Annotated in this window: 20 protein-coding genes; 9 read left to right on the top strand and 11 right to left on the bottom strand. The window is 73.4% G+C overall.

Going from position 1 to position 21,546, the window contains the following annotated elements; all coding sequences use genetic code 11:
- Window position 1 precedes the first annotated feature (1 nt).
- From ACIP5W_RS24205 to ACIP5W_RS24175, 7 genes are all read left to right on the top strand, one after another.
- Complete coding sequence (locus ACIP5W_RS24205) at window positions 2-1,135, top strand: sedoheptulose 7-phosphate cyclase (RefSeq protein ID WP_401477197.1); 1,134 nt, start codon at window positions 2-4, stop codon at window positions 1,133-1,135.
- Window positions 1,132-1,506 carry a cupin domain-containing protein gene (locus ACIP5W_RS24200; protein ID WP_401477194.1) on the top strand — a complete coding sequence of 125 codons (375 nt, stop codon included), beginning with the start codon at window positions 1,132-1,134 and terminating at the stop codon, window positions 1,504-1,506. The genes ACIP5W_RS24205 and ACIP5W_RS24200 overlap by 4 nt, the downstream gene beginning before the upstream one ends.
- Window positions 1,487-2,614 carry an ROK family protein gene (locus tag ACIP5W_RS24195; RefSeq protein WP_401477191.1) on the top strand — a complete coding sequence of 376 codons (1,128 nt, stop codon included), beginning with the start codon at window positions 1,487-1,489 and terminating at the stop codon, window positions 2,612-2,614. The genes ACIP5W_RS24200 and ACIP5W_RS24195 overlap by 20 nt, the downstream gene beginning before the upstream one ends.
- Window positions 2,611-3,534 (top strand): SDR family oxidoreductase, encoded by a 924-nt coding sequence (locus ACIP5W_RS24190; RefSeq protein WP_401477188.1) that lies wholly within the window; start codon window positions 2,611-2,613, stop codon window positions 3,532-3,534. The genes ACIP5W_RS24195 and ACIP5W_RS24190 overlap by 4 nt, the downstream gene beginning before the upstream one ends.
- 192 nt (window positions 3,535-3,726) lie before the next feature.
- On the top strand, window positions 3,727-5,232 hold the full coding sequence (locus ACIP5W_RS24185; RefSeq protein ID WP_401477185.1) for a GMC family oxidoreductase: 1,506 nt from the start codon (window positions 3,727-3,729) through the stop codon (window positions 5,230-5,232).
- Between the two features lie 130 nt (window positions 5,233-5,362).
- Window positions 5,363-6,307 (top strand): aldo/keto reductase family oxidoreductase, encoded by a 945-nt coding sequence (locus ACIP5W_RS24180; RefSeq protein WP_401477182.1) that lies wholly within the window; start codon window positions 5,363-5,365, stop codon window positions 6,305-6,307.
- Window positions 6,308-6,535: 228 nt separating this feature from the next.
- On the top strand, window positions 6,536-9,508 hold the full coding sequence (locus ACIP5W_RS24175) for a carbohydrate binding domain-containing protein (protein WP_401477179.1): 2,973 nt from the start codon (window positions 6,536-6,538) through the stop codon (window positions 9,506-9,508).
- 163 nt (window positions 9,509-9,671) lie between these two features.
- Here the strand turns inward: ACIP5W_RS24175 and ACIP5W_RS24170 are convergent, their stop codons facing one another.
- The 9 genes from ACIP5W_RS24170 to paaA form a co-directional block, all read right to left on the bottom strand.
- Entirely contained in the window at window positions 9,672-10,931 is a 1,260-nt protein-coding gene (locus ACIP5W_RS24170; protein WP_401477176.1) for a kynureninase, read from the bottom strand.
- Entirely contained in the window at window positions 10,928-11,776 is an 849-nt protein-coding gene (locus ACIP5W_RS24165) for an alpha/beta hydrolase (RefSeq protein WP_401477173.1), read from the bottom strand. The genes ACIP5W_RS24170 and ACIP5W_RS24165 overlap by 4 nt, the downstream gene beginning before the upstream one ends.
- Complete coding sequence (locus ACIP5W_RS24160) at window positions 11,766-12,614, bottom strand: tryptophan 2,3-dioxygenase (RefSeq protein WP_401477170.1); 849 nt, start codon at window positions 12,612-12,614, stop codon at window positions 11,766-11,768. The genes ACIP5W_RS24165 and ACIP5W_RS24160 overlap by 11 nt, the downstream gene beginning before the upstream one ends.
- A gap of 57 nt (window positions 12,615-12,671) precedes the next feature.
- Window positions 12,672-13,448 (bottom strand): SDR family oxidoreductase, encoded by a 777-nt coding sequence (locus ACIP5W_RS24155; protein ID WP_401477167.1) that lies wholly within the window; start codon window positions 13,446-13,448, stop codon window positions 12,672-12,674.
- A gap of 78 nt (window positions 13,449-13,526) precedes the next feature.
- Window positions 13,527-14,708 carry a 2Fe-2S iron-sulfur cluster-binding protein gene (locus ACIP5W_RS24150; protein ID WP_401477164.1) on the bottom strand — a complete coding sequence of 394 codons (1,182 nt, stop codon included), beginning with the start codon at window positions 14,706-14,708 and terminating at the stop codon, window positions 13,527-13,529.
- Between the two features lie 8 nt (window positions 14,709-14,716).
- Window positions 14,717-15,229, bottom strand: coding sequence for a 1,2-phenylacetyl-CoA epoxidase subunit PaaD (gene paaD, locus ACIP5W_RS24145; protein ID WP_401477162.1), 513 nt, complete (start codon window positions 15,227-15,229; stop codon window positions 14,717-14,719).
- A complete protein-coding gene (paaC, locus tag ACIP5W_RS24140) occupies window positions 15,226-16,083 on the bottom strand; it encodes a 1,2-phenylacetyl-CoA epoxidase subunit PaaC (protein ID WP_401477267.1) in 858 nt (285 codons plus the stop codon). The genes paaD and paaC overlap by 4 nt, the downstream gene beginning before the upstream one ends.
- The gene (locus ACIP5W_RS24135; protein WP_401477159.1) at window positions 16,067-16,378 is read right to left on the bottom strand and encodes a 1,2-phenylacetyl-CoA epoxidase subunit B; all 312 of its coding nucleotides are present in this window, start codon (window positions 16,376-16,378) and stop codon (window positions 16,067-16,069) included. The genes paaC and ACIP5W_RS24135 overlap by 17 nt, the downstream gene beginning before the upstream one ends.
- Window positions 16,375-17,412 (bottom strand): 1,2-phenylacetyl-CoA epoxidase subunit PaaA, encoded by a 1,038-nt coding sequence (paaA, locus tag ACIP5W_RS24130; RefSeq protein ID WP_401477264.1) that lies wholly within the window; start codon window positions 17,410-17,412, stop codon window positions 16,375-16,377. The genes ACIP5W_RS24135 and paaA overlap by 4 nt, the downstream gene beginning before the upstream one ends.
- A gap of 520 nt (window positions 17,413-17,932) precedes the next feature.
- Between paaA and ACIP5W_RS24125 the strand changes: the two genes are divergently transcribed.
- Window positions 17,933-18,193, top strand: coding sequence for an acyl carrier protein (locus tag ACIP5W_RS24125; protein ID WP_401477156.1), 261 nt, complete (start codon window positions 17,933-17,935; stop codon window positions 18,191-18,193).
- On the top strand, window positions 18,193-19,677 hold the full coding sequence (locus ACIP5W_RS24120; protein ID WP_401477261.1) for a class I adenylate-forming enzyme family protein: 1,485 nt from the start codon (window positions 18,193-18,195) through the stop codon (window positions 19,675-19,677). Before ACIP5W_RS24125 ends, ACIP5W_RS24120 begins: the two co-directional genes overlap by 1 nt.
- A 277-nt stretch (window positions 19,678-19,954) precedes the next feature.
- On the opposite strand, the gene ACIP5W_RS24115 is transcribed toward ACIP5W_RS24120, so the two are convergent.
- Both ACIP5W_RS24115 and ccrA read right to left on the bottom strand, forming a co-directional pair.
- A complete protein-coding gene (locus ACIP5W_RS24115) occupies window positions 19,955-20,149 on the bottom strand; it encodes an antitoxin (RefSeq protein WP_401477153.1) in 195 nt (64 codons plus the stop codon).
- Between the two features lie 134 nt (window positions 20,150-20,283).
- Entirely contained in the window at window positions 20,284-21,513 is a 1,230-nt protein-coding gene (gene ccrA, locus ACIP5W_RS24110; protein ID WP_401477150.1) for a crotonyl-CoA carboxylase/reductase, read from the bottom strand.
- Window positions 21,514-21,546 lie beyond the last annotated feature (33 nt).

Here is a 21,546-nt window from a genome sequence, read left to right as displayed (position 1 = left end):
AGTGCGTGAGGACTCCAAAGGCTTCGACCTGCTGGCACCGGACGGCACGCGGTACCGCGTCGACGTCACCGACAACGTGTTCGACCCGCACAACCCGCTCCTCGCCGACTGTGTGGAGGGGCGCCGTGTGGTGGCCTTCGTCGGCCCGACGGTGGACCGCATCTACGGGGACCGGCTGCGCGCCTACCTGGGCGCCCGTCTGCAGCCGGGCAGTTGGAGTGTGCACACCATCGACAGCGGTGAACGGAACAAGACGCTGGCGTCGGTGGAACAGGTCTGCGCCGTCGCCAAGGCGACCGGCCTGGACCGCCACGGGGTGATGATCGCGGTGGGCGGCGGAATCGTCGCCGACATCGTGGGCTTCGCGGCCTCGATGTACGCCCGCGGCGTCCGTTACATCAAGGTCAACACCACCCTGGTGGGCCAGGTGGACGTCGGGGTGGGGGTCAAGACCGGCGTCAACGCCCTGGACACGAAGAACATGTTCGGCGCCTACCACCCCGCGCACGCCTCGCTCAACGACCCGGCCCTGCTGGCCACCCTGCCGGCGCGGGAGATCCGCTGCGGCCTGGCGGAGATCGTGAAGATGGCCGTCATCCTCGACGCGGACCTCTTCGCGGCGCTGGAGAGGCGTCCCGACGTCTTCCTGGGTTCCTCCGACGGCGAGTTGGAGACGTACGTCATCCGCACCTCGATGCGGCTGATGATGGAGGAGCTCTGCCCCAACCTGCGCGAACACGACCTCGCCCGGCTCGTCGACTTCGGCCACACCTTCAGCCCGGTGATCGAGACCGCGGGCGGCCACCGTCTGGAGCACGGAGAGGCCGTGGCCGTCGACATGGCGCTGTCGGCGCACCTGGCCCGGCTGCTCGGACTCGTCGACGAAGAGAGCTGCGAGCGCCTGGTGACCCTGCTGCGCCGTATCGGCCTTCCCGTGTTCGACCCCGCCACCTGCACACCGGAGCTGATGACGCGGGCGCTCGAGGCGTCCTGGCAGCGGCGGGGGCGCAAGCTGCACCTCGTGGTGCCGACCGGCATCGGCAAGGCGGACTTCGTGGAACGGCTGGAGGACGTGCCCGCCGACGTGCTGAGGGCCGCCCTGGACGCGCTGGCGCACTCGGGTGGCACGTCGTGAGCGCCCCCGACGTGACGAACCTCGACCGGCTCCTGCGCGGCAAGGAGCACGACCACGGCGGCCTCGGCACGATCCTGGCCCACCGCCTGTTCTCCCGCCCCGAGGGCGGCGCCGGAGCGGACTTCATCGACATCGCCGTACTGCCGCCCGGTACCTCCATAGGACGCCACCGGCACGGCCGCGACCGCGAGACGTACGTCGTGCTCCGCGGCAGCGGCCTGATGTACCGGGACGGGGCGGAGTTCCGCGTCGGCGCCGGGGACGTCGTCGTCAACCGTCCGCACGGCGAGCACGGACTCGTCAACGACTCGGCCGCCGAACTGTGGCTTCTGGTCTTCGAGGAGGAGTTCCGTGACCATCCCGCGGTCTGACCGCCCGGCCGCCGTACCCGTGGCGGGCCGTTCCCCGGCGGACGATGCGGCCGGCCCCCCGCCGCGCGCCGGCTCCGTGGGGTCCGACGGCGTCCTGACCGTGCTCGACGTGGGCGGCACGACGCTGCGCACCGGGAGCTACGACCCGGTCACGGCCGCCGTCACCCGGGTGCGACGGGTGCCGGTCGAGGGGATGGCCCGTCATCCGCGGGACTCCGTGGCCGTCCTGCAGCACCGCGTCGTGGATCAGATCGTCCACGAGGTCGGCCTGCACGCCGCGGGCACGGCGCCGCGCGCCGTCGGCGTGGCCTTCGCCGGACCGATCTCGGCCGGCGGCCTCGTCCTGGCCGCCCCCACGGTGTGGGGGCGGCGCGGCGACCCGCTGCCGCTGGGTCAGCTCCTCTCGGAGCGGATCGGCGCGCCGGTCGTGGTCGTCAACGACCTGACCGCCGCCGCCTGGCGCTACGCGGCGACCGAGACCGAGCCGTTCTGTCTGCTGACCGTCAGCTCCGGCATCGGCAACAAGGTGTTCCGGGGCGGTGAGGTCCTCCTGGACGCGGACGGACACGGTGGCGAGCTGGGGCACTGGGTGTGCGATCCCGCCGAGGACGCCCCGCTGTGCGACTGCGGCGCGCGCGGCCACCTCGGCGCCGTCGCCTCCGGGCGGGGCGTGCTCGCCGCGGCCCGCCGGGCGGCGGAAGCCGATCCGGCCAGCTTCGCCCGGTCCCGCCTCGCCGCGCTGTGCGGCGGCCGCGCCGTCCGCATCGACAACCCGGCGGTCGCGGCCGCGGTGCGGCAGGGCGACGCGTTCACCACGGACGTCCTGCGCGGCACGCTCACCCGCCTCGCCCAGGCGATAGGCGCAGTCTTCACCTCGATCGGGGTGTGCCGGTACATCGTGATGGGCGGCTTCGCCCTGGCGGTCGGCGAACGCTACCGGGAGCTGCTGGTGGGCGAGCTGGTGAGACTGGGATGCTTCGGTCTCGACGCGGCCGCGGTCGACGCCCTGGTGTCGCTGGGCAGACCCGACGACGACCACGGCCTGATCGGCGTCGGCAGGCTGCTGGCCGACCGGATGTCGCGGCCCTCCCCCGCGGGCGCGCGATGAGCGCCCGGGGCACGCTCGTCGTCGGCAGCGGCTTCGTCGGCACGAACATCGCGCGACGGCTGGCGGCGGCGGGCGAGGACGTCACCCTCGCCTCGCGCCACCGCCCGGGACGCCTCCCCGACGTCCCCGGAATCCGGTGGCACGCCCTGGACGCCACCGATCCGCGGGCGTGCGGCCGGCTCGTGGCCCGGCTCGGACCGCGGCGCATCGTCCTGGTGCACGGTCCGTCCGACGTCACCTGGTGCGAGGAGCACCCGGCGCAGGCCGTCTCGGCGCACACCGCGGCGGCCGCCAACCTGGCCTCGCTGGCCGGGGACGCGAGACTGCTGATGATCTCCACCGACAACGTCTTCGACGGGTCCCGCCCCGACAACACCGAGGACAGTCCGGTCTCCCCCGCCAACGCCTACGGCCGCGCGAAGCTGAGCGCGGAGGAGACCGTGCTCGGCGCGGCCGCGGACGCCGTGGTGCTGCGGGTCAGTCTCGTCTACGGCCACGAACCGGCGGACGCCGGCAAGTGGCTGAACTTCTTCGCCGCGTGCGCGCACCGGCTGCTGCGCGGCGAACCGGTCCCCGTGCCGCAGGACCAGTGGACGACACCGGTCCTGGTGGACGACGTGGCGGAGGTGACGGCGGCCGTCCTGGACGCCGGGGCACCTCTTCCCCGCGTCCTGCACCTGGGCGGGCCGGACCGGGTGAGCCGGGCCGAGTGGGCCTCGGTGGTCGCCGAGACACTGGGTGCGCCGCCGCAGCTGGTCGTTCCGACGCCGCGGGCCGGCACCCGGTACGCCTCCCGCCCGCGGAACACCTGCCTGAGCAGCTCGCTGCTGGGCCGGCTGCCGGCCACCGGGGCGGTCGCCGTCCGCGGCGTGCGCGAGGGCGCCCGGGACCTGGCGGCGGCCTTCACCACCGCACGCTGAGCCGTTCACCGGGCGCTCCGTGCGGCCGCCCGCGGGAGAGCCCGGCGCCGCGGGCGGCCGCCGGGGTGCCCGGCGCCGCGCGCGGCGCCCGCACCGCGTGACCGCGGGTGTCACGTCCTCGCCCGGGCGGCGGTTCTCCCGCCCGGCCCGTCCGACCACCGCCGTCCGGCGGTGAGACCGTGGAGCGTACATATGGCAGGTGCAGGAGCGGGCGACGGCTACGACGTCGTCGTCCTCGGCGGAGGCGTGGCGGGGTGTGTGCTGGCCGCCCGGCTGAGCGAGGACCCGGACCGGTCGGTCTGCCTGGTCGAGGCGGGCCGGGACTACGGACCGCGGGGCGGCGACTGGCCGGGCAAGGTACTCGACTCGCGCAGTCTGCCGCGCGAGGACGTGTGGGAGCGGCATGCGCCCGCGCATCGCGTCCGGGCCCGGATCATCGGCGGGTCTTCCTGTGTCAACGGCTGCTGGAACACCTGGGGTTCGGTGGCGGACCACGCCGAGTGGGAGCGGGCGGGGGGCGGCCGGTGGTCGGCGTCGGCCATGGAGCCGTTCCGGCTGGCCGCCGTGGAGCAGATGGGACTGCGGTCCGTTCCGGAGGGCGAGTTCTCCCTCTGGAGCGGCGGAGCGCTGGAGGCGGCCCGCGAACTCGGCCACGCGCAGGTCGACATGGGCACCCCGGGCGGGCCCGGGTACGGCACGCCGCTCATCAACTCCTTCGGGGGTCTGCGCTGGAACGCGGCGTTCGCCTACCTCGACCCGGCGCGGGGGCGCCCCAACCTGACGATCCTCGACCGGGCCCTGGTGGACCGGATGGACGTCGTGGACGGCCGGGTGCGGGGTGTCCGGATCGACCGGGACGGCGAGCGGATCGTCCTGTCCGCCGACGACTTCATCGTGGCGTGCGGGACGTACGGGTCGCCTGCGGTGCTGCTGCGCAGCGGCCTCGGCCCCGCCGCCCACCTGCGGGAACACGGCATCCGGCCGGAGGTGGACCTGCCCGGCGTCGGCGCCAACCTGTCGGACCAGCCGGGGGTGTTCGTGCCCCTGGAGCCGACCGGGGAACTCGACGCGGCGCTGGCCGCCAAGGAGAGGGCGGGCGAGCTGTACGTCAGCCGCATGCTGGTCCGGGCCGCGAGCGACCGCTGCCCGGACGACTCCTGGGACCTGCACATCCTGCCCGTCGCGGGTCCGCCGCTCTACGGCAGCCTGCCACCGGGCCGGTACGAGGCGGGCATCTCCTCCTTCCTCATGAAGCCGGCCTCCCGCGGCCGGGTCGCACTGCGCTCGGCCGACCCCGCCGACGCCCTCGACATCCGTCCGGGGTTCTTCTCGGACCCGGAGGGCCACGACCTGGCCGTCGTCCGGTGGGGGCTGGGCCTGGTCGAGGAGATGGCCCGGACGGCCGCGCTCGGGAAGCTGGTCCAGCCGCTCGGTGATCGTCCCGCGCGGCTCACGGACGAGGAGATCAGGGGCCGCACGGGCACCTACTGGCACCCGGTGGGGACCTGCTCCATGGGGCCGGCGGACGATCCGTACGCCGTGGTCGACGGCACGGGCCGGGTGCACGGGGTGTCCAACCTGCGGGTCGCCGACGCCTCCGTGCTGCCGACGGTGCCGGCGGCCAACACCCAGCTGCCGGTCCTCGCCGTGGCCGAACTCCTGGCCGACGCGGTGCGGACCGAAGCGGCGCGGGGCTGAACGCCACACGCGCCGCGCGGACCCGGCGCCGCCGACGCGGGGCGGCGCACCCACGGAACCCCGGGCACGGCGGCATGGGTCCGCCCGCGCGCGGCCCGCACACGACCCGCACACGAGAGGAAGCGCGTACATGAACCCCCGCACGGACATACGCGATGCCCGCCTGCTGTACGGCTGCATGGGACTGGGAGGGAGCTGGGACGCGAAGCCGTGGACGGCCGCGGACGTCTCCCACGCGGAGGCCGCCGTGCAGGCCGCGCTGGAGGCGGGCATCACGGCGTTCGACCACGCGGACATCTACCGGTACGGAAAGTCCGAGGCGGTCTTCGGTGAGGTACTGGCCCGGGCATCCGGGCTGCGGGAGCGCATCCTGCTGCAGACCAAGTGCGGCATCACCCTGCCGGACGGCGCCCGGGCGGGCTCCTACGACCTCCGGGGGCGCGCGATCGTCCGGCGGGTCGAGGAGAGCCTGACCCGTCTGCGTACCGACGCCGTCGACGTCCTGCTGCTGCACCGGCCCGACCCGCTGGCCCGTCCGGAGGAGATCGCGGAGGCACTGCGCACACTGCACGGGCAGGGGCTGGTGCGTCAGTTCGGGGTGTCCAACATGAGCGCCGCGCAGATCGCCTTCCTGCAGGCGCATCTGGACGTGCCCCTGGTGGTCGACCAGCTCGAGATGAGTCTGGCCCGGCGCGACTGGGTGGAGTCGGGTGTCCTGCTCAACAGCCCGGCCTGGGCGGCCAACGGATTCCCGCACGGAACCGTCGAGCACTGCGTGGCGCACGACATCCGGGTGCAGGCCTGGGGAGCCCTCGCCCAGGGCCGCTTCACCGGCGGGTCGGACGCACCGGCCGCCCGGCTCGTCGCGGACCTCGCGGCCCGCAAGGGGACGACACCCGAGACCGTCCTGCTGTGGTGGCTCCAGCGCCACCCCGCGGGGATCGCACCGGTCGTGGGCACCACGCGGCCCGACCGCATCCTGGCCTGCCGCGACGCCGTGCACCGAGCCCCCGCTCTCACGCACGAGGAGTGGTACGGGCTGTGGGTCGCCGCGCGGGGCGCGCCCCTGCCCTGAGGGGCGTTCGAGGGGTGAACGGCACGGAGCGGGGGCGCCCTCGGCGGGCTCTGCGCGCACCCTTTACGTCTCTGACATGTACCGGTAACCTCCGGACGTCTGCAAGTTGTTGCTGCAAGTTTCCAAGAGACATGCAGCGCAGACGGGCGCAGGAGGCCTCGAGGCGCGTCAAGGTCTCCGTCGACGTCCGCACGGACCCGTCCCTCCCACCACGTCCTGGAGACGCGCATGAGACGCCGCCGAACACTCGCCCGCCCCTGGGCGGCCGGAGCTCTCGCCGCAGGCATCCTCGGCCTGCCCCTGACCACCCCCACCACACCCGCGGCCGCCGCCGGGCCGGCGTCCGCCACCGCCGCCTCGACCACCACCGTCTTCTACTACACGAAGACGAAGAACTGGACGAACACCTACCTGCACTACGCCCCCGACGGCGGCACCTGGACCACCGTGCCCGGCTCGCGCATGGAGACCGCCTGCACGGACTGGGTGAAGCTGACCGTCGACCTGGGCTCCGCCGCGGGGCTCCAGGCCACCTTCAACAACGGAAGCGGGGTCTGGGACAACAACGGCGGCAAGAACTACGCCCTGGGCACCGGAGACATCACGGTCAAGGACGGCGTGGTGGCGCACAGCGACCCGTGCGCCGACACCGGCGGGGGCACCGGCAACGAGGCGACCGTCTACTACTCGACCCAGACGCTCGGCTGGACCACCGCCAACCTGCACTACCAGCCCGCCGGCGGCGCCTGGACCACCGTGCCCGGCGTCGGCATGGAGGCGGCCTGCACCGGCTGGTGGAAGCGCACGGTCGGCCTCGGCTCCGCGACCTCGCTGAAGGCCGCCTTCAACAACGGCAACGGGGTCTGGGACAACAACAACGGCTCGGACTACACGATCGCGTCCGGGACGAGCACGGTGAAGAACAACACCGTCACCGCGAACGCCAAGGACCCGTGCGCCGCCGAGGAACCCGACACCGAGGCACCCACCGTTCCCGGCAACGTCCGGGCGAGCGCGACGAACACCTCCGTGGTCGTGTCCTGGAACGCCGCCACCGACGACACCGGCGTGGCCAAGTACCAGGTCACCCGCACCGGCGGGACCAAGGGCACCACCGTCACCGACGTGACCTCCACCGTCCTGTCGGACACGGGCCTGGAGGAGGAGACCGCCTACACCTACACGGTCAAGGCCGTGGACGCGGCGGGGAACACCTCCGCCGCCTCCACCGCGGCCACGGCGACCACCGGGAAGAAGCCGGCCACACCCCCCGGCGGCGCACCCCTGGGCACGGATCCGCGCAAGGACCCGATCTACTTCGTCATGACCGCCCGCTTCAACGACGGTGACAGCTCCAACAACCGCGGCGGCAGCCAGCACGTCAAGTCCGGCAACGCGGCGAACAACGACCCCATGTTCCGAGGTGACTTCAAGGGCCTGGTCGAGAAGCTCGACTACATCAAGGCCCTCGGCTTCTCGGCGGTCTGGATCACGCCGGTCGTCCTCAACCGCTCGGACTACGACTTCCACGGCTACCACGGCTACGACTTCTACAAGGTCGACGCCCGCCTGGAGTCGACCGGCGCCTCATACCAGGACCTGATCAACGCGGCCCACGCCAAGGGCATGAAGATCTACCAGGACGTCGTCTACAACCACAGCTCCCGCTGGGGCGCCAAGGGCCTGTTCACCCCGACCGTGTACGGCGTCCGCGACAGCCAGTGGAGCTGGTACTACGACGAGAAGGCCGCGGGCTTCGAGTACGACGGCCTGACCGTCGAGCCCAAGTCCGGGAAGTCGTACTACAACGGCGACCTGTGGTCGACCGCCGAGCCGACCGGCAACACCTGCCTCAACTGGGGCAAGCCCACCGGCGGCAAGAGCCCCGAGGGCTACACGATCTACAACTGCCAGTGGCCGAACCCGACGTCCGGCATGTTCCCGAAGGCGTACTACCACCAGTGCTGGATCGGCAACTGGGAGGGCGAGGACTCCCGCTCCTGCTGGCTGCACGAGGACCTGGCCGACTTCAACACCGAGTCGACGCCCGTGCAGAACTACCTGATCGGCGCCTACAACAAGTACATCGACATGGGGGTGGACGGCTTCCGGGTCGACACGGCCGTGCACATTCCGCGCGTCACCTGGAACCGCCGTTTCCTGCCGGCCATCCAGGAACGCGTCACCCAGAAGTTCGGGGCCGAGGCGGCGAGCAACTTCTTCGTCTTCGGCGAGGTCGCCGCGTTCGTCAACGACAAGTGGAACCGCGGCTCGGTCAACCACTCGGCGCAGTTCTACACCTGGAAGGAGCGCAAGGAGTACAGCGCCGACGACACGGCGGCGGCCCTGGAGCAGTACAACTACGAGAACAACCTCGGCACCGGCAACCAGCCGACCTCCACCAACGCGTTCCTGAACGGCAACACCTACCACGCGCCCGACCACAGCAAGTTCTCCGGCATGAACATCATCGACATGCGCATGCACATGAACTTCGGTGACGCGTACAACGCCTACAGCAACGGCAAGGACTCCGACGACAGCACCAACGACGCCACCTACAACGTCGTCTACGTCGACAGCCACGACTACGGCCCCAACAAGTCGAACACCCGCTACACCGGCGGCACCGACGCCTGGGCCGAGAACATGTCGCTGATGTGGACCTTCCGCGGCATCCCGACCCTCTACTACGGCTCGGAGATCGAGTTCCAGAAGGGCAAGCAGCTCGACTGCGGCCCCACCTGTCCCCTCGCGACGACGGGACGCGCCTACTACGGCGACCAACTGGCGGGCTCCGTCACGGCGTCCGGCTTCGGCACCGTCGCCTCCGCCAGCGGTCAGGTCGCCACCACGCTCGCCCAGCCGCTGGTCAAGCACGTGCAGCGGCTCAACCAGATCCGCCGGGCCGTACCGGCCCTCCAGATGGGCCAGTACTCCACGGAGGGCATCTCCGGCGGCATGGCCTACAAGCGCCGCTACACCAGCGGGAGCACGGACAGCTTCGCGCTCGTCACGGTGACCGACTCGGCGACGTACACGGGCATCCCCAACGGCACGTACACGGACGCCGTCACGGGCACCACGAAGACCGTCACCAACGGCACGCTGTCCGTCGCGGCCCCCGGGAAGGGGAACCTCCGGGTCTACGTGCTCAACGGTCCCGGGAAGATCGGCACGGACGGGCCCTACCTGAAGTAGCGGAGACACGGAGACGCCGGGCCCTGCCTGAGGCAGCGGAGACGGTGTCCGCCCCGACGGGCCGTCGGGGCGGACACCCCTTGCCCCGCGACGGCCCGGTGCGGACGTTTTCACCGGGCCGGCCCGCGCCGGTGCTGTGCGGCCCCGTGCGCGGCCGGAGTCCTCAGGTGACCGGTCCCGCGGGCGGTGGCGTCGGGTCGTAGGCGGCCTCGTGGGCGATGTCGCGCAGGCGCAGTGCGGCCGTGAGCAGGTCCTGGTGGGTGGTGTAGAGGGCGTTGACGCCGAAACGGAGCAGGTCGGGCGCGCGCATGTCGGCGATCACACCGCGGCGGGCGAGGGCGAGGACCAGCCCGTGGGCGTGGGGGTGGCGCAGGGTGACCTGGCTGCCGCGGCGGCCGGGCTCGGCCGGGGTGACGGGGGTGAAGCCCTCGGGCGTGAGCAGTTCCTCCGCGCAGCGCAGGAAGAAGCCCGTCAGCGACAGGCTCTTGCGGCGGACCTCGGTCATGTCGACGCCGTCGAAGGCGGTGAGGGCGGCTTCGAGGGCGAGCAGGGACAGGATCGGCGGAGTACCGATGCGGGCGCGGGCGATGCCCGGGGCGGGGGTGTAGTGCCCGCCCAGACCGAACGGGTCGGCGTGACCGGTCCAGCCGGGCAGCGGCGTCTCGAGCGACGCGTGGTGACGGCGTGCCACGTACAGGAAGGCGGGCGCGCCGGGGCCGCCGGAGAGGAACTTGTAGCCGCAGCCGACGGCCAGGTCCACGCCGAGGGCGTCGACGTCGAGGGGCAGGGCTCCGGCCGCGTGGCACAGGTCCCACAGCGCGAGGGCGCCGGCCTCGTGCGCGGCCCGGGTCAGCGCCCGCATGTCGTGCAGTTCGCCGGTGCGGAAGTCGACGGGCGAGTAGCTGACGACGGCGACCCGGGCGCCGTCGGTCTCGAGGAACCGCGGCAGGCCGGCCGGGGGGACCCGGCGCACCTCGAGGTTGCGGCGGCGGGCGACCGCGTCGGCCAGGTAGCGGTCGGTCGGGAAGTGTCCGGGGTCGGTGACCAGCAGGGGCCGGTCCGGGCGGAGCGTGGTGGCGGCCTCGAGCGCGGTGAACAACTGCACGCTGGTGGAGTCGCCCGCGACCGTCTGCCCCGGCGCGGCCCCGATGAGCGCGCCGACGGCGTCGCCCACCCGCAGGGGCGCCTGCCACCAGCCGTTCGCGTTCCAGGAGCCGATCAGGTCGGTGCCCCACTGGCGGGTCACCACATCGGAGAGGACCGGCGGGACGGCGGCGGGCAGCGGACCGAGGGAGTTGCCGTCGAGGTAGACGACGTCCGCCGGGAGCAGGAACCGCGTGCGGAGGGGGGCCAGGGGGTCGTCCGCGTCGCGCTGTGCGGCCAGTTCGCGCAGGGCGGTCGGGGCCGGGAGTGCGGTGGTCATCGGTGTGCGGCCTCCTCGCCCGCCCGGTCGGACGGCCGCGGGGGGAACGCGGCCGACATCTCCCGCAGGGTGTCGGCGACCGCGCGGGCGCCGGGTGCCCCCGGTTCGATGAGGGTGTAGTGGCCGGTGCCGGGCAGGACGACCGTCCTCAGGTCGCGGTGGACGGCCGCGTAGTCGCTGAACTGCGTGAGCGGGACCTCCTCGTCGACGGCGCCGTGCAGCAGCACGGTGGGCACCCCGGTCGTGCCGGCCCCGCGCAGCAGGGTCAGCGGGTCGACCTCGGGCAGCCAGCGGTCGAACCCCTCCTCGCCGCCCAGGAGTTGCAGGGCGGCTCCGTTGCTGAGGTCGTCGCGCCGGGTGGCGGTGAGGTCGGTGATCGGTGCGAGGGCGAGCACGCTCGTGGGCAGGGTGCGCGTGTGCCAGCGGGAGCCGGCGGGCAGCAGGGCGCGGGCGGCGCACCACAGTGCCAGGTGGCCGCCGGAGCAGTGGCCCGCCAGGACGTAGGGCCGCCCCTCGGGCAGGGTGTCCACGATCCGGGCGACGTCGTCGAAGGTTTCGGGGCAGCCGCCCGCACCGCCGGAGCGGCGGAAGCCGGGGAGCAGGACGTCGAAGCCCTGCTGGGCGAGGTGAGCCGCGAAGGGGGTGAGGTGCATCCGGTCGTAGCGCCAGTAGCCGCCGTGCAGCAGGACGACCAGCGGCGCGTCGGGACCGGCGGCGGGCCAGGCGTCGTAGGACTGGTGCGGGTGGTCGCCGTAGCGGCCGTGCACCGGTGCCAGCACCGGCTTCAGGCCGAGGACCCGTTCCTCCTCCTCGGCCGCGAAGGCGGAGATGACCCTAGACGTCACCGCGCACCTCCCACAGTTCGGGGAAGACCGGGCGGGCCGCGCGCTTCTCCAGCCAGGCCAGGCCGGCGGAGCCCGCGCTGCCCGGCTTCGAGCCCATGGCGCGGCGCACCACCAGGACGTGCTCGAACCGCCAGCGGGTGACCAGTTCGGCGATGTCGGTGAGCAGTTCGCCCAGCGCGAGGTGGGGGTGGTGCTGCGGTCCCGCGTAGACGTGCCGCCAGACCTCCACCACCGCGGGGTCGGAGGCGTACGGGCGGGTGACGTCCCGCTCGCGGACGCTCCGCGGCACGGGCAGGCCCTGCCGGTGCAGGAAGGCGAGCACCTCGTCGTACAGGGACGGTTCGCGGTAGGTGTCCGCGAGTGCCTCGTGGACGGCCGGGTCGCCCCGGTGGGCGCGCAGCATCCCGGCGGACTTGTCGCCGAGGAGGAACTCCATGTGCCGGTACATCGCCGACTGGAAGCCGGAAGCCTGGCCGAACGCCGCCCGGAAGCCGTTGAACCGGGCGGGGGTCAGCGCGGCGATGGGCGCCCAGGCGCCGTTGAGGGCGGTCAGCGCCCGGCGGCTGCGCACCAGGGCGTCCGTGGCCGCGCGCAGGTCGTCCTTGGCGAAGGCCACGCGTGCGGTGCGCCACTCGTGCACGATCAGGGTGAACCACAGCTCCATCACCTGGGTGGTGACGAGGAAGGCCATCTCGTCCGGGGCTTCGGTGAGCGGGTGCTGCAGCGAGTTGAGGACGGACGCGTGGACGTAGGTGTCGTAGGGGCTCGCGCCGGTGAAGGGCTGGGCCGGGGAGTCGTCCGTCACCGGCTCGGCGAGCGCGGACGTGCTGTCGTTCATCGCAACTCCTGGAGGGACGGCCGACGGACGGCCGGGGCGGGGCGCCGGGCCGGGGTGTCACACACCGAGGTGGGCACCGCCGGAGGCGTCGATCCACTGACCGGTCACCCAGCGGGCGTCGTCGCTCGTGACGAAGGAGACGACGTCGGCGATGTCCGCCGGGTCGCCGAGCCGGCGGAACACGGAGGCCTCGGAGTACCTGCGGCGGATCTCCGGGATGCCGAGCGTGGGGTTGATCTCGGTCTCGGTGTAGCCGGGCGCCACGGCGTTGACCGTGATGCCGCGGGGGCCCAGCTCCTGGGCGAGGGAGAGGGTGAGGTAGTCGAGGGCGGCCTTGGTCATGGTGTACGCGACGATCGCGGGGAAGGCGACGCGGGTCGCCACGGAGGAGATGTTCACGATCCTGCCGCCGTCGCGCAGCCGCTCCAGGCCGCGCTGGACGATGAAGAACGGCGCCTTGGTGTTGATCGCGAAGACCCGGTCGAAGTCGGCCTCGGTCACCTCGGCGACGGGGCGCGGGACGGTGATGCCCGCGTTGTTGACGAGGATGTCGAGCCCGGTCGGCGCGTCCTGCCCGGCCAGGGCCCGGTCGAAGGCCGACCAGAGGGTGTCGGCGTCGCCGGGCACCCCGAGTTCGGCGTGCACGGGGAAGGCGCGGCCGCCGTCGGCCTCGATCTCCTTGACCGTCCGTTCGGCGGCGGCCGGGTCGTGCCCGTAGTGGACCGCGACCAGCGCGCCCTCACGGGCGAGGCGGCGGCTGATCGCTCTGCCGATGCCCCGGCTGCCTCCGGTGACCAGGGCGGTCTTCCCCTCGTGGCGGGCGGTGGTGGTCAACGCGGTTCTCCTTCGCTCGGTGGTCGTACGGCGTCGTGGTGCGGCGTCGTGGTGCGGCGGCCTGCCCGCCGGTGCGGGTCATGCGTCGAAGTCGAGGGTGACCTCGGGGGTGCTCGGTCGTGCCCGGCAGACGAGCGTGTAGCCGTCGGCGCGGTCGCCCCGGTCCAGGGCGTACTGGCCCTGCGCCGCCACCCGGCCGGACAGGACCTTCGCGCGGCAGCTGCCGCACACGCCTTCGCGGCAGGCGTACGGCACGTCGGGGTGCGCCCGCAGCAGCGCGTCGAGGATCGCCGTGTCCTGCGGCAGGACGGTGGCGACGCGCCGGCGCCCGTCGAGCAGGGCGGTGACGCGAGCCTCCCCCTGGCCCGGGACCGCCGCGGCCGTGCGGACCGGTGCGGCCGTGTCCGGTGTTGGCCGTGACGTGCCGGGCGCCGTGAACAACTCCCAGCGGACGAGGGCCGGGTCGGCTCCCCGGTCCGCCAGGGCCTGCCGCGCGGTGTCGACCAGACCGGGCGGACCGCACAGGGCGAACACGGTGTCCGGGCCGGGCCGGGCGTCCGTCGCCGCGAGCAGACGGGACAGGCTCCCGGCGTCGATCCGTGCGCCGAACAGGCCGTCGCCGTGGCCGCGGTCCTCGCGGGTGAGGACGTACAGGACGGTGAGCCGGTCGAGGAACACGTCCTTGAGTTCGGCGAGTTCGTCGGCCAGCAGGGCGTCCGCGGACGTGGGGACGGAGTGGACGAGGGAGACGCGGCAGGCCAGGTCGTGGCGCAGCGCGTGGGCGGCCATGGCGGCGAGCGGGGTGATGCCCGAGCCGCCGGCGAGGAGGAAGTGATGGGCACCGGGCAGGTCCGGCAGGGCGAAATCGCCTGTGGGCGGGGAGAGTTCGAGACGGTCACCGGGGGCGAGGCGGCTGGTGGCGTGGGCGCCGAAGCCGTCGGGGCCGCCCCGTCTGACGACCAGGCGGAGCGCCCGGGGGTGGTGGGGCGGCGGGCAGACCGAGTAGCTGCGGCGCAGTTCGCCGTCGGCGCGGTGATGGCGGACGACGACGTGCTGGCCGGGCCGGTGGGCGAAGACCTCGCGCAGCGCGGCCGGTACGTCCAGGCCGACGGCCACGGCGTCGGCGGTGAGGCGGCGCACCTCGGTGACCTCCAGGCGGTGCCAGCCGGTGCGCGGGCGTGTGCCCCGGTTCCGGTCCCGGCCCCTGTCCCGGTCGCCGGGCACCTCGCGGTGGGCGGTGGGCGGGGTGGCGGTGTTCACGGGCGGCCTCACAGCGCGGTCAGGTGGGGGAAGGGTTCGCGGCACGCCGTGCACCACATCACCGACTGGCACCGGGACGGTCCGAAGGGCGTGTGCGGCCGGGTGGCCCGCGAACGGCAGTGCGGGCAGGGCACGCCGCCCAGCCCGACCGGGACCGGTCCGGCAGGGGCCGGGGACACCGGCGGGGCGATGCCGTTCGCGGCGAGCCTGCGCCGTCCCTCGGGGGTGATGCGGTCCGTCGTCCAGGGCGGGGACAGGACCTGTCGTACGCGGCCGTCGGGGTGGCCGCAGGCGGTCAGCACCTCCCGTACCGCGGAGGTGATCGCGGGAAGTGCGGGGCAGCCCAGGTAGGTGGGCGTGATCTCCACCTCGAGGACCCCGTCGGCGCCCGGGGCCACCGAGGCCACCACACCGAGGTCGCCCAGGCCGATCACCGGCAGCTCCGGGTCCGGGACGGCCTCCACCCGCTCGCGCACCTCCCGCACCGGGAGGGGGGTCTTGGTCGGTGCCGGCTCGTTCACCAGGTACCTCCGGGGAACTGCCGGTGCACCGACTGGAGTTCGGCGATCAGCGGGCCGAACTGCTCGGTGTGCAGGCCGGAGCGGCCGCCCCTGGCCGACCAGGAGGCCGTGGGCACCGTGAGCCCCGCGTCGGTGACGACGTGGGTGACGCGCCGTTCCCACTCGCCGCGCAGGGGTGCCGGTGAGGGCACCGTGCCGGCGGCGGCCAGGCGCCGGACCACGTCGTCCTCGTCGAAGAGTTCAGCGGTGTACGGCCACACCCGCTCGAGGCCCCTTTGCATGCGGCGGGTGCTCTGCGGGGTGCCGCGTCCCAGCCGCAGGGTCCAGCGGTCCGCGTGCAGCCGGTGGAAGGCGACCTCCTTGGCGGCCCGGGCCCCGAAAGCGGCCAGTTCGGCGTCGGCGCAGCCCGCCAGCGCCTCGTAGTGGAGGACCGCGTAGTGCGTGTAGGCCAGCTGCCGGGCCACGGTCACCGCGAAGTCGTCGTTGGGCAGCTCCGTGAGCAGGGCGTTGGTGAACCGGCGCTCCGAGCGGGTGAAGGCGAGGTCGTCCTCGGTGCGGCCGGTCCCGTCGAGCTGTCCGCTGCGGGTGAGCAGGGTGCGGGCGTGACCGATCAGGTCCAGGGCGATGTTGGACAGCGCCAGGTCCTCCTCGACGGTCGGCGCGCGCGTGATCCACTGGCACAGGCGCTGCCCGAGGACGAGGGCGTCGTCGCCGAGGCGCAGCAGATGCAGGGCGAGATCGGCGTCGGTGCCGGCTCCGGGAACGGTGGGGGTGCCGTCGGCCGCCACCGGAGCGGCACCGGCCGCCGCAGCCGCCACGGCCGGGTCCGCGCGTGTGTCACTCGGTGTGGTCACCATCGGGCCCTTTCTCGGTCAGCGGCGCGAAGTGCTCGGGATACCGGTACGGCTTGTGGCGGGCAGCGGCGAAGTACGGGTCGCGTTCGTCCGGGGAGGCCGTGTGCACGGCGTCCGAACGGACCACCCACAGCGAGAGCGGGTCGCCGCGGCGGGCGTACAGGTCACGGGCCAGCGCCAGCGCCGTGTCCGGGTCGGCCGCGCGCACCGACCCCGCGTGCTGGTGCGCCAGCCCCCGGCGGGTCCGCAGGAAGACCTCCCAGGACGCCGGTGCGCCCTCCCGGTCGCGGGTCATGCGTGTTCCTCCGTCCGCTGCGGGGCGGCGGCGCCGGACTGCGCCCCGTCCGTGCCGCCGGTGCCCGTCCGCTCCCCGGCGGGCGCTCCGGCCGACGACGCACCGGCGCCCGCTTCCGCCTCCTCTTCTTCCGCTTCTTCCGCTTCCGCTTCCGCGCGGGCGGCGTACGCGGCGGCCGCCTCCCGCACCCAGGCGCCTTCGTCGTGCGCGGCACTCCGGTGCGCGATCCGCTGCCGCGCCCAGTGCGTGTCGTCGCCCAGCGCCTCGCGGTAGGTGTCCCAGTCGATCGGGGTGAAGTCGTAGTGGCCGCGCTCGTCGTTCCAGCGGATGGCCGGGTCGGGCAGTGTCAGGCCGAGGCGTTCGGCCTGCGGGACGCAACTGTCGACGAAGCGCTGGCGCAGTTCGTCGTTGGTGTGGCGTTTGATGCCCCAGGCGATCGCGCGGCGGGAGACCGCGGCGCCCAGCGCGGCCGTCCGCGCGTCGGCACCGCCGGCCTCGGTGTCGGGTGGGCCGAACATCAGCGCGACGGCCGGCAGCCACCAGCGGTTCACCGCGTCCTGCGCCATCTCCTTCTGCTCCGGCGTCCCCTCGCACAGCGCGCGCATCAGGTCGTAGCCCTGCCGCACGTGGAAGGCCTCCTCCTGGCAGACGCGGCGCATCGCCCGGGCGTACGGCCCGTAGGACGTGCGGCACAGGGGGGCCTGGTTGATGACGGCGGCGCCGTCCGTCAGCCAGGCGATGGCCCCGGTGTCGGCCCAGGTCAGGGCGGGGTGGTTGAACGTGGCGGAGGCCCGCTGCTGTCCCCGGTGCAGGGCTTCCAGCAGGTCGGCGCGGTCCACCCCCAGCGTCTCGGCGGCCGAGTACAGGTACAGGCCGTGGCCGGCCTCGTCCTGGACCTTGGCGATGAGGACCGACTTGCGGTGCAGGGACGGGGCCCGGGTGAGCCAGGCGCCCTCGGGCTGCATGCCGATGATCTCGGAGTGGGCGTGCTGGGCGATCTGGCGGATCAGCATGCGGCGGTATCCGTCGGGCATCCAGTCGCGCGGTTCGATCGTCTCGCCGTCGGCGATGAGGGCGTCGAAGTGCGCGAGCAGCCCGTCCTGGTCCGCCGGCGCGGCTCCCCGGCCCCCGGACGCCGCTGTCCGGTCCGCCCGCACGGCACCCCGTCCCGCGGACGGGGCACCCTCGTCCGCGGACACGGCAGCGGTGGCCCGGGCGTTCACGCGGCACCGCCCCCACGAGCGGTGCGTCCCGCGGTGACGCGGCGCGCCGGGCGCCCTCCCGCGGCCCGGACCGGTACCGGCTGCCTGAGCACTCGCATCACTCCTTCTCCTTCTCCGTCTGCGCCGTACCGGAACGCATCTCCCGGAACACGTCTCTTCGTTGCGGTAAGAGGCCGGACGCAGGCGCCGGCTATCCCTGCCGCACGCCGTTCGCGCGCGTGACAAAGGTCACGAGCCGGTCCGGGGAGTGGGACCGGCCGATTCCCCCTCTTGAGGGGGTGACAGTCGAGATCCGCACGGCGGCCGGCACGCCGGGGCGAAAGGGGAAACCATGAGCACCATCAGGGAGTTGCTGGTCGAACTCACCGGCACGACCGAGTACGCGGACACGGTGGGCGACGACGTCGACCTCGCCGCCAGCGGCATCGACTCCGGGGACCTGGTCCGTCTCGTCCTGCTCGTCGAGCAGCGGCTCGGCGTGGAGATCACCGCGGAGGACATGGAGAAGCTGCGCACGATCGCCGACTACGAGCGCTTCGTCTCCGAGCACTCCGCCGCCGGTGCCACCGGCGGTGCCACCGGCGGTGCGTGATGTGGCTGACTCAGCTGCTGGAGCGCAACCGCCAGTGCTTTCCCGACCGGACGGCGCTGGTGGACGAGCGACGCAGCGTCACCTGGGCCGAGTTCCACGACCGGACGGCCGAACTGGCGCGCGGGCTGGCCGATCTGGGCATCGCACGCGGTGACCGGGTCGCCGTGCTCTCCAAGGACCGCGTCGAGGTCCTGGAGACGTACTTCGCGCTCGCCCGGCTCGGCGCGCTGTTCGTGCCGCTGAACCACAGCCTGGCCGTGCCCGAGGTCACCGGCATCGTCGAACGCGTCGGAGCGGTGGCCGTCCTCGGCGAGTCCGAACTGCTGGACCGGCACACCGAGCTGCCGGGGTCGGTGCGGATGCGGCTGGCCTTCGACAAACCCGCCTTCGAGGCGCTGGGCACGCTGGCCGCCGAGCGGGACCTGCCCGCCGTGGCCGACACCGACCCGATCGCCGTGCTGCACACCTCGGCGACCACCGGGCAGGCCAAGGGCGTCACCGTCGACAGCGGGTCCTTCCGGGCCATCGCCCTGGGCTGGCTGGTCATGGCCCGGCCCACCGACGACATCGTCATGGTCAACTGCTGCCCGCTCTACCACGGCAGCATGGTCGTGTCCCTGACCTACATGGCGGCCGGCGCCACGGTCGTGCTGATGCCCGGTTTCACCCCGCAGCGGGCGCTCTCCGCGGTGGAACGGCACCGCGCCACCCACCTGTGGATGGTGCCGCAGATGCTGCGCTTCGTGTTGCAGGCCAAGGCGTCCCGCAGCACCGACCTGTCCTCCCTCCGGGAGATCCTGTACGGCGCCGCCCCGATGCCGCTCGACGTGTACGCCGACGCCGTCCAGCGGCTGGGCTGCGGTTTCCGGCAGGTGTACGGCATGACCGAGGTGGGCGGCCCGTTCGTGACCCTCGGCCCCGACGAGCACCCCGCCCCCGGGGACGTCACCGCCCGCATCCCGTGCGGGCGGGTCGTGCCGGGCATGTCGGTGCGCGCGGTGGACGAGGGCGGCCGGGATCTGCCGTGCGGCGAGATCGGCGAGATCGTCGTGCGCGGGCCCGGCCTCATGCAGGGCTACTGGAACGACCCGGAGGCCACCCGCGAGATCACCCTCGACGGCTGGATCAGGACCGGCGACCTGGGGTTCGTGGACGGGCAGGGCCGCGTCAGCCTCGTGGACCGCACCAAGGACGTCATCATCCGCGCAGGTCAGAACGTCTACCCCTCGGAGATCGAACGCGCCCTGATGACCCACCCGGCCGTGCGGGACACCGCGGTCGTCGGGATGCCGGACGAGGACTACGGCGAGGTGCCCCTGGCGTACGTCGTCCTGGAGCCGGGCGCGGAGGCGGGCCCGGCGGAGCTGCTGGCGCACGTGACGGGGCTGCTCGCACCGTACAAGCGGCCGCGACGCGTGGAGTTCATCGAGCAGGTGCCGCGCAATCCCGCAGGAAAGATCGTCAAGAAGCTGCTGCGGGTGTGAGGGCGCGCGCAGACGCCGGGGCCGGGCGCCCCACGAGGACCGGGCCGGCCGGAGCTGCCTCAGCTCCGGCCGGCCCGGTCCTTCCCCGGATTCCGGCGCCGAGGGGCCACACCGCCCTGGAGGTCCTGGGCGCCCGGCGGCGGCCGGGGGCGGGCGCCGCCGGCCGCCGCGGACCCGGTCCGGGCCGGCACAGCGGGCCGGGCACGCTCTTCCGGAACGGCCGCACGCTTCCGGCCCCCCGCGCCGTGCGCGGGGGGCCGGAAGCCGGACATGAGGATCAGCGCTCCGTCGGACCGCCGTCCCGGTAGGTACGACGGGCCGCGTCGGCGGCCTTGTCGGTCTGGGCGTCGTACTTGTTGCCCGTCCGCTCGTCGGCCATCCGCTCGGCGCTCGTGACTCCCTTGTCGGCCCGGTCCGGGTGCCCCTTGGCCATTTCCTTGGCCTTCTTCGCCATGTCGCCCAGCTTGCCCATGGGGTACCTCCCGCGATAGCGCGTGCGTCGTACCTGGCGGCGGGTACCCCGCGGGCCGGGGGCGAATCATCCGGGGGTCCGGGGGGGGGACGACGGGATCCGCTCCGCGGGCGGCCGGGGCCGCCCGCGGCCCGTCACACCCGGGCGTTCACCAGCACCGCCATGTTCCCCGCCGGGTGGCGGTTGTCGTGGATGAGCTGGTGTGCCAGGCCGATCTCGTCGAAGCCGAAGGTCCGTGACAGGCAGGGGTCGACGACGCCCTGGTCGATCAGCCGGGTGACCTCCCGTGCCTCGCGGGCGCCGGCGACGTGCGAGCCCTGGAGCCGCTTCTGCCGCATCCACAGGAAGCGCAGATCCACGTCACCGTTGTAGCCGGTGGTGCCGCCGCAGATGACGACCATGCCGCCGTTGTCGCACAGGTACATGGACGTGGGGATGGTGTCGGCGCCCGAGTGCTCCAGCACGATGCGCGGGCTGCGGCGTTCGCCGAGCACCTCCCAGAAGCGCCGGCCGAAGGCGCGGGCGCCGGTCAGCCAGCGGGCCGTCGCGGCCTCGTCGGAGGTGTCCGGCAGCCGGCCCCAGTGGTCGAACTCCCGCCGGTCGATCCACCCCTTGGCACCGAGCTTGAGGCAGAACTCGCCGCGTTCCTCGCCGGAGACGACCGCGACCGGGATGCCGCCGACGTGCCGGACCAGCTGGATGGCGATGCAGCCCAGTCCGCCGGCGCCGCCCCAGATCAGCACCGGGTCGCCCGGGCGTACCGTGTGCGGTTCCCAGCCGAAGAGCTGGCGGTAGGCGGTGGCGGCGGTCGCCATGTAGCAGGCCGCCTCCGCCCAGGACAGCCGGGCCGGCTTGGGGTGGCACATGTAGTCGTCGACGACCGCGAACTGTGCGAAGGAGCCGTAGTTCTCCTCGTAGCCCCACACCCGCTGGCTGGTGGAGAAGGCGGGGTCGCCGCCCAGGCGGATGTCCTCGGCCTTCTCGTCCCACCGGCTGGCGAGGACGACGACCTCGTCGCCGAGTTTCACCCCGCGCACGTCCTCGCCGACCGCCCACACGATCCCGGACAGGTCGGAGCCGCCGATGTGGAAGTCCTCGGTGGCGCCCGCCTTCTGCCGTGCGGCGATCACGTCGAGCGGCGAGCCCAGCGCCGCCCACACGTTGTTGTAGTTGATGCCGGCCGCCATCACCTTCACCAGGACCTGGCCGCGGCCGACGGGCGGGACGTCGACCACCTCGGTGCGGAAGGCGTCGACGGGCCGGCCGTAGCGCTCGCGGCGGATGAGCGAGGCGTACATCTTCTCGGGGGCGGTGCCGATCTCGGGCGCGTCGCCGAGCTCGTAGAGGTCCTGGGTCGCGGTCACGCGGAATCTCCTGAACGGTCGGGGCGTACTCGG

This window comes from Streptomyces sp. NPDC088766, assembly GCF_044750845.1.
Classification (GTDB): domain Bacteria; phylum Actinomycetota; class Actinomycetes; order Streptomycetales; family Streptomycetaceae; genus Streptomyces.
The sequence above is the reverse complement of the archived record's forward strand: the minus strand, read 5'-3'. Positions and strand labels throughout refer to the sequence as shown.

Coding starts and splice junctions, on each gene's coding strand:
- ACIP5W_RS24190 (WP_401477188.1), top strand. CDS start 2,611: ATGAGCGCCCGGGGCACGCTCGTCGTCGGCAGCGGCTTCGTCGGCACG.
- ACIP5W_RS24185 (WP_401477185.1), top strand. CDS start 3,727: ATGGCAGGTGCAGGAGCGGGCGACGGCTACGACGTCGTCGTCCTCGGC.
- ACIP5W_RS24180 (WP_401477182.1), top strand. CDS start 5,363: ATGAACCCCCGCACGGACATACGCGATGCCCGCCTGCTGTACGGCTGC.
- ACIP5W_RS24175 (WP_401477179.1), top strand. CDS start 6,536: ATGAGACGCCGCCGAACACTCGCCCGCCCCTGGGCGGCCGGAGCTCTC.
- ACIP5W_RS24170 (WP_401477176.1), bottom strand. CDS start 10,931: ATGACCACCGCACTCCCGGCCCCGACCGCCCTGCGCGAACTGGCCGCA.
- ACIP5W_RS24160 (WP_401477170.1), bottom strand. CDS start 12,614: ATGAACGACAGCACGTCCGCGCTCGCCGAGCCGGTGACGGACGACTCC.
- ACIP5W_RS24135 (WP_401477159.1), bottom strand. CDS start 16,378: ATGACCCGCGACCGGGAGGGCGCACCGGCGTCCTGGGAGGTCTTCCTG.
- paaA (WP_401477264.1), bottom strand. CDS start 17,412: ATGCCCGACGGATACCGCCGCATGCTGATCCGCCAGATCGCCCAGCAC.
- ACIP5W_RS24125 (WP_401477156.1), top strand. CDS start 17,933: ATGAGCACCATCAGGGAGTTGCTGGTCGAACTCACCGGCACGACCGAG.
- ACIP5W_RS24120 (WP_401477261.1), top strand. CDS start 18,193: ATGTGGCTGACTCAGCTGCTGGAGCGCAACCGCCAGTGCTTTCCCGAC.
- ACIP5W_RS24115 (WP_401477153.1), bottom strand. CDS start 20,149: ATGGGCAAGCTGGGCGACATGGCGAAGAAGGCCAAGGAAATGGCCAAG.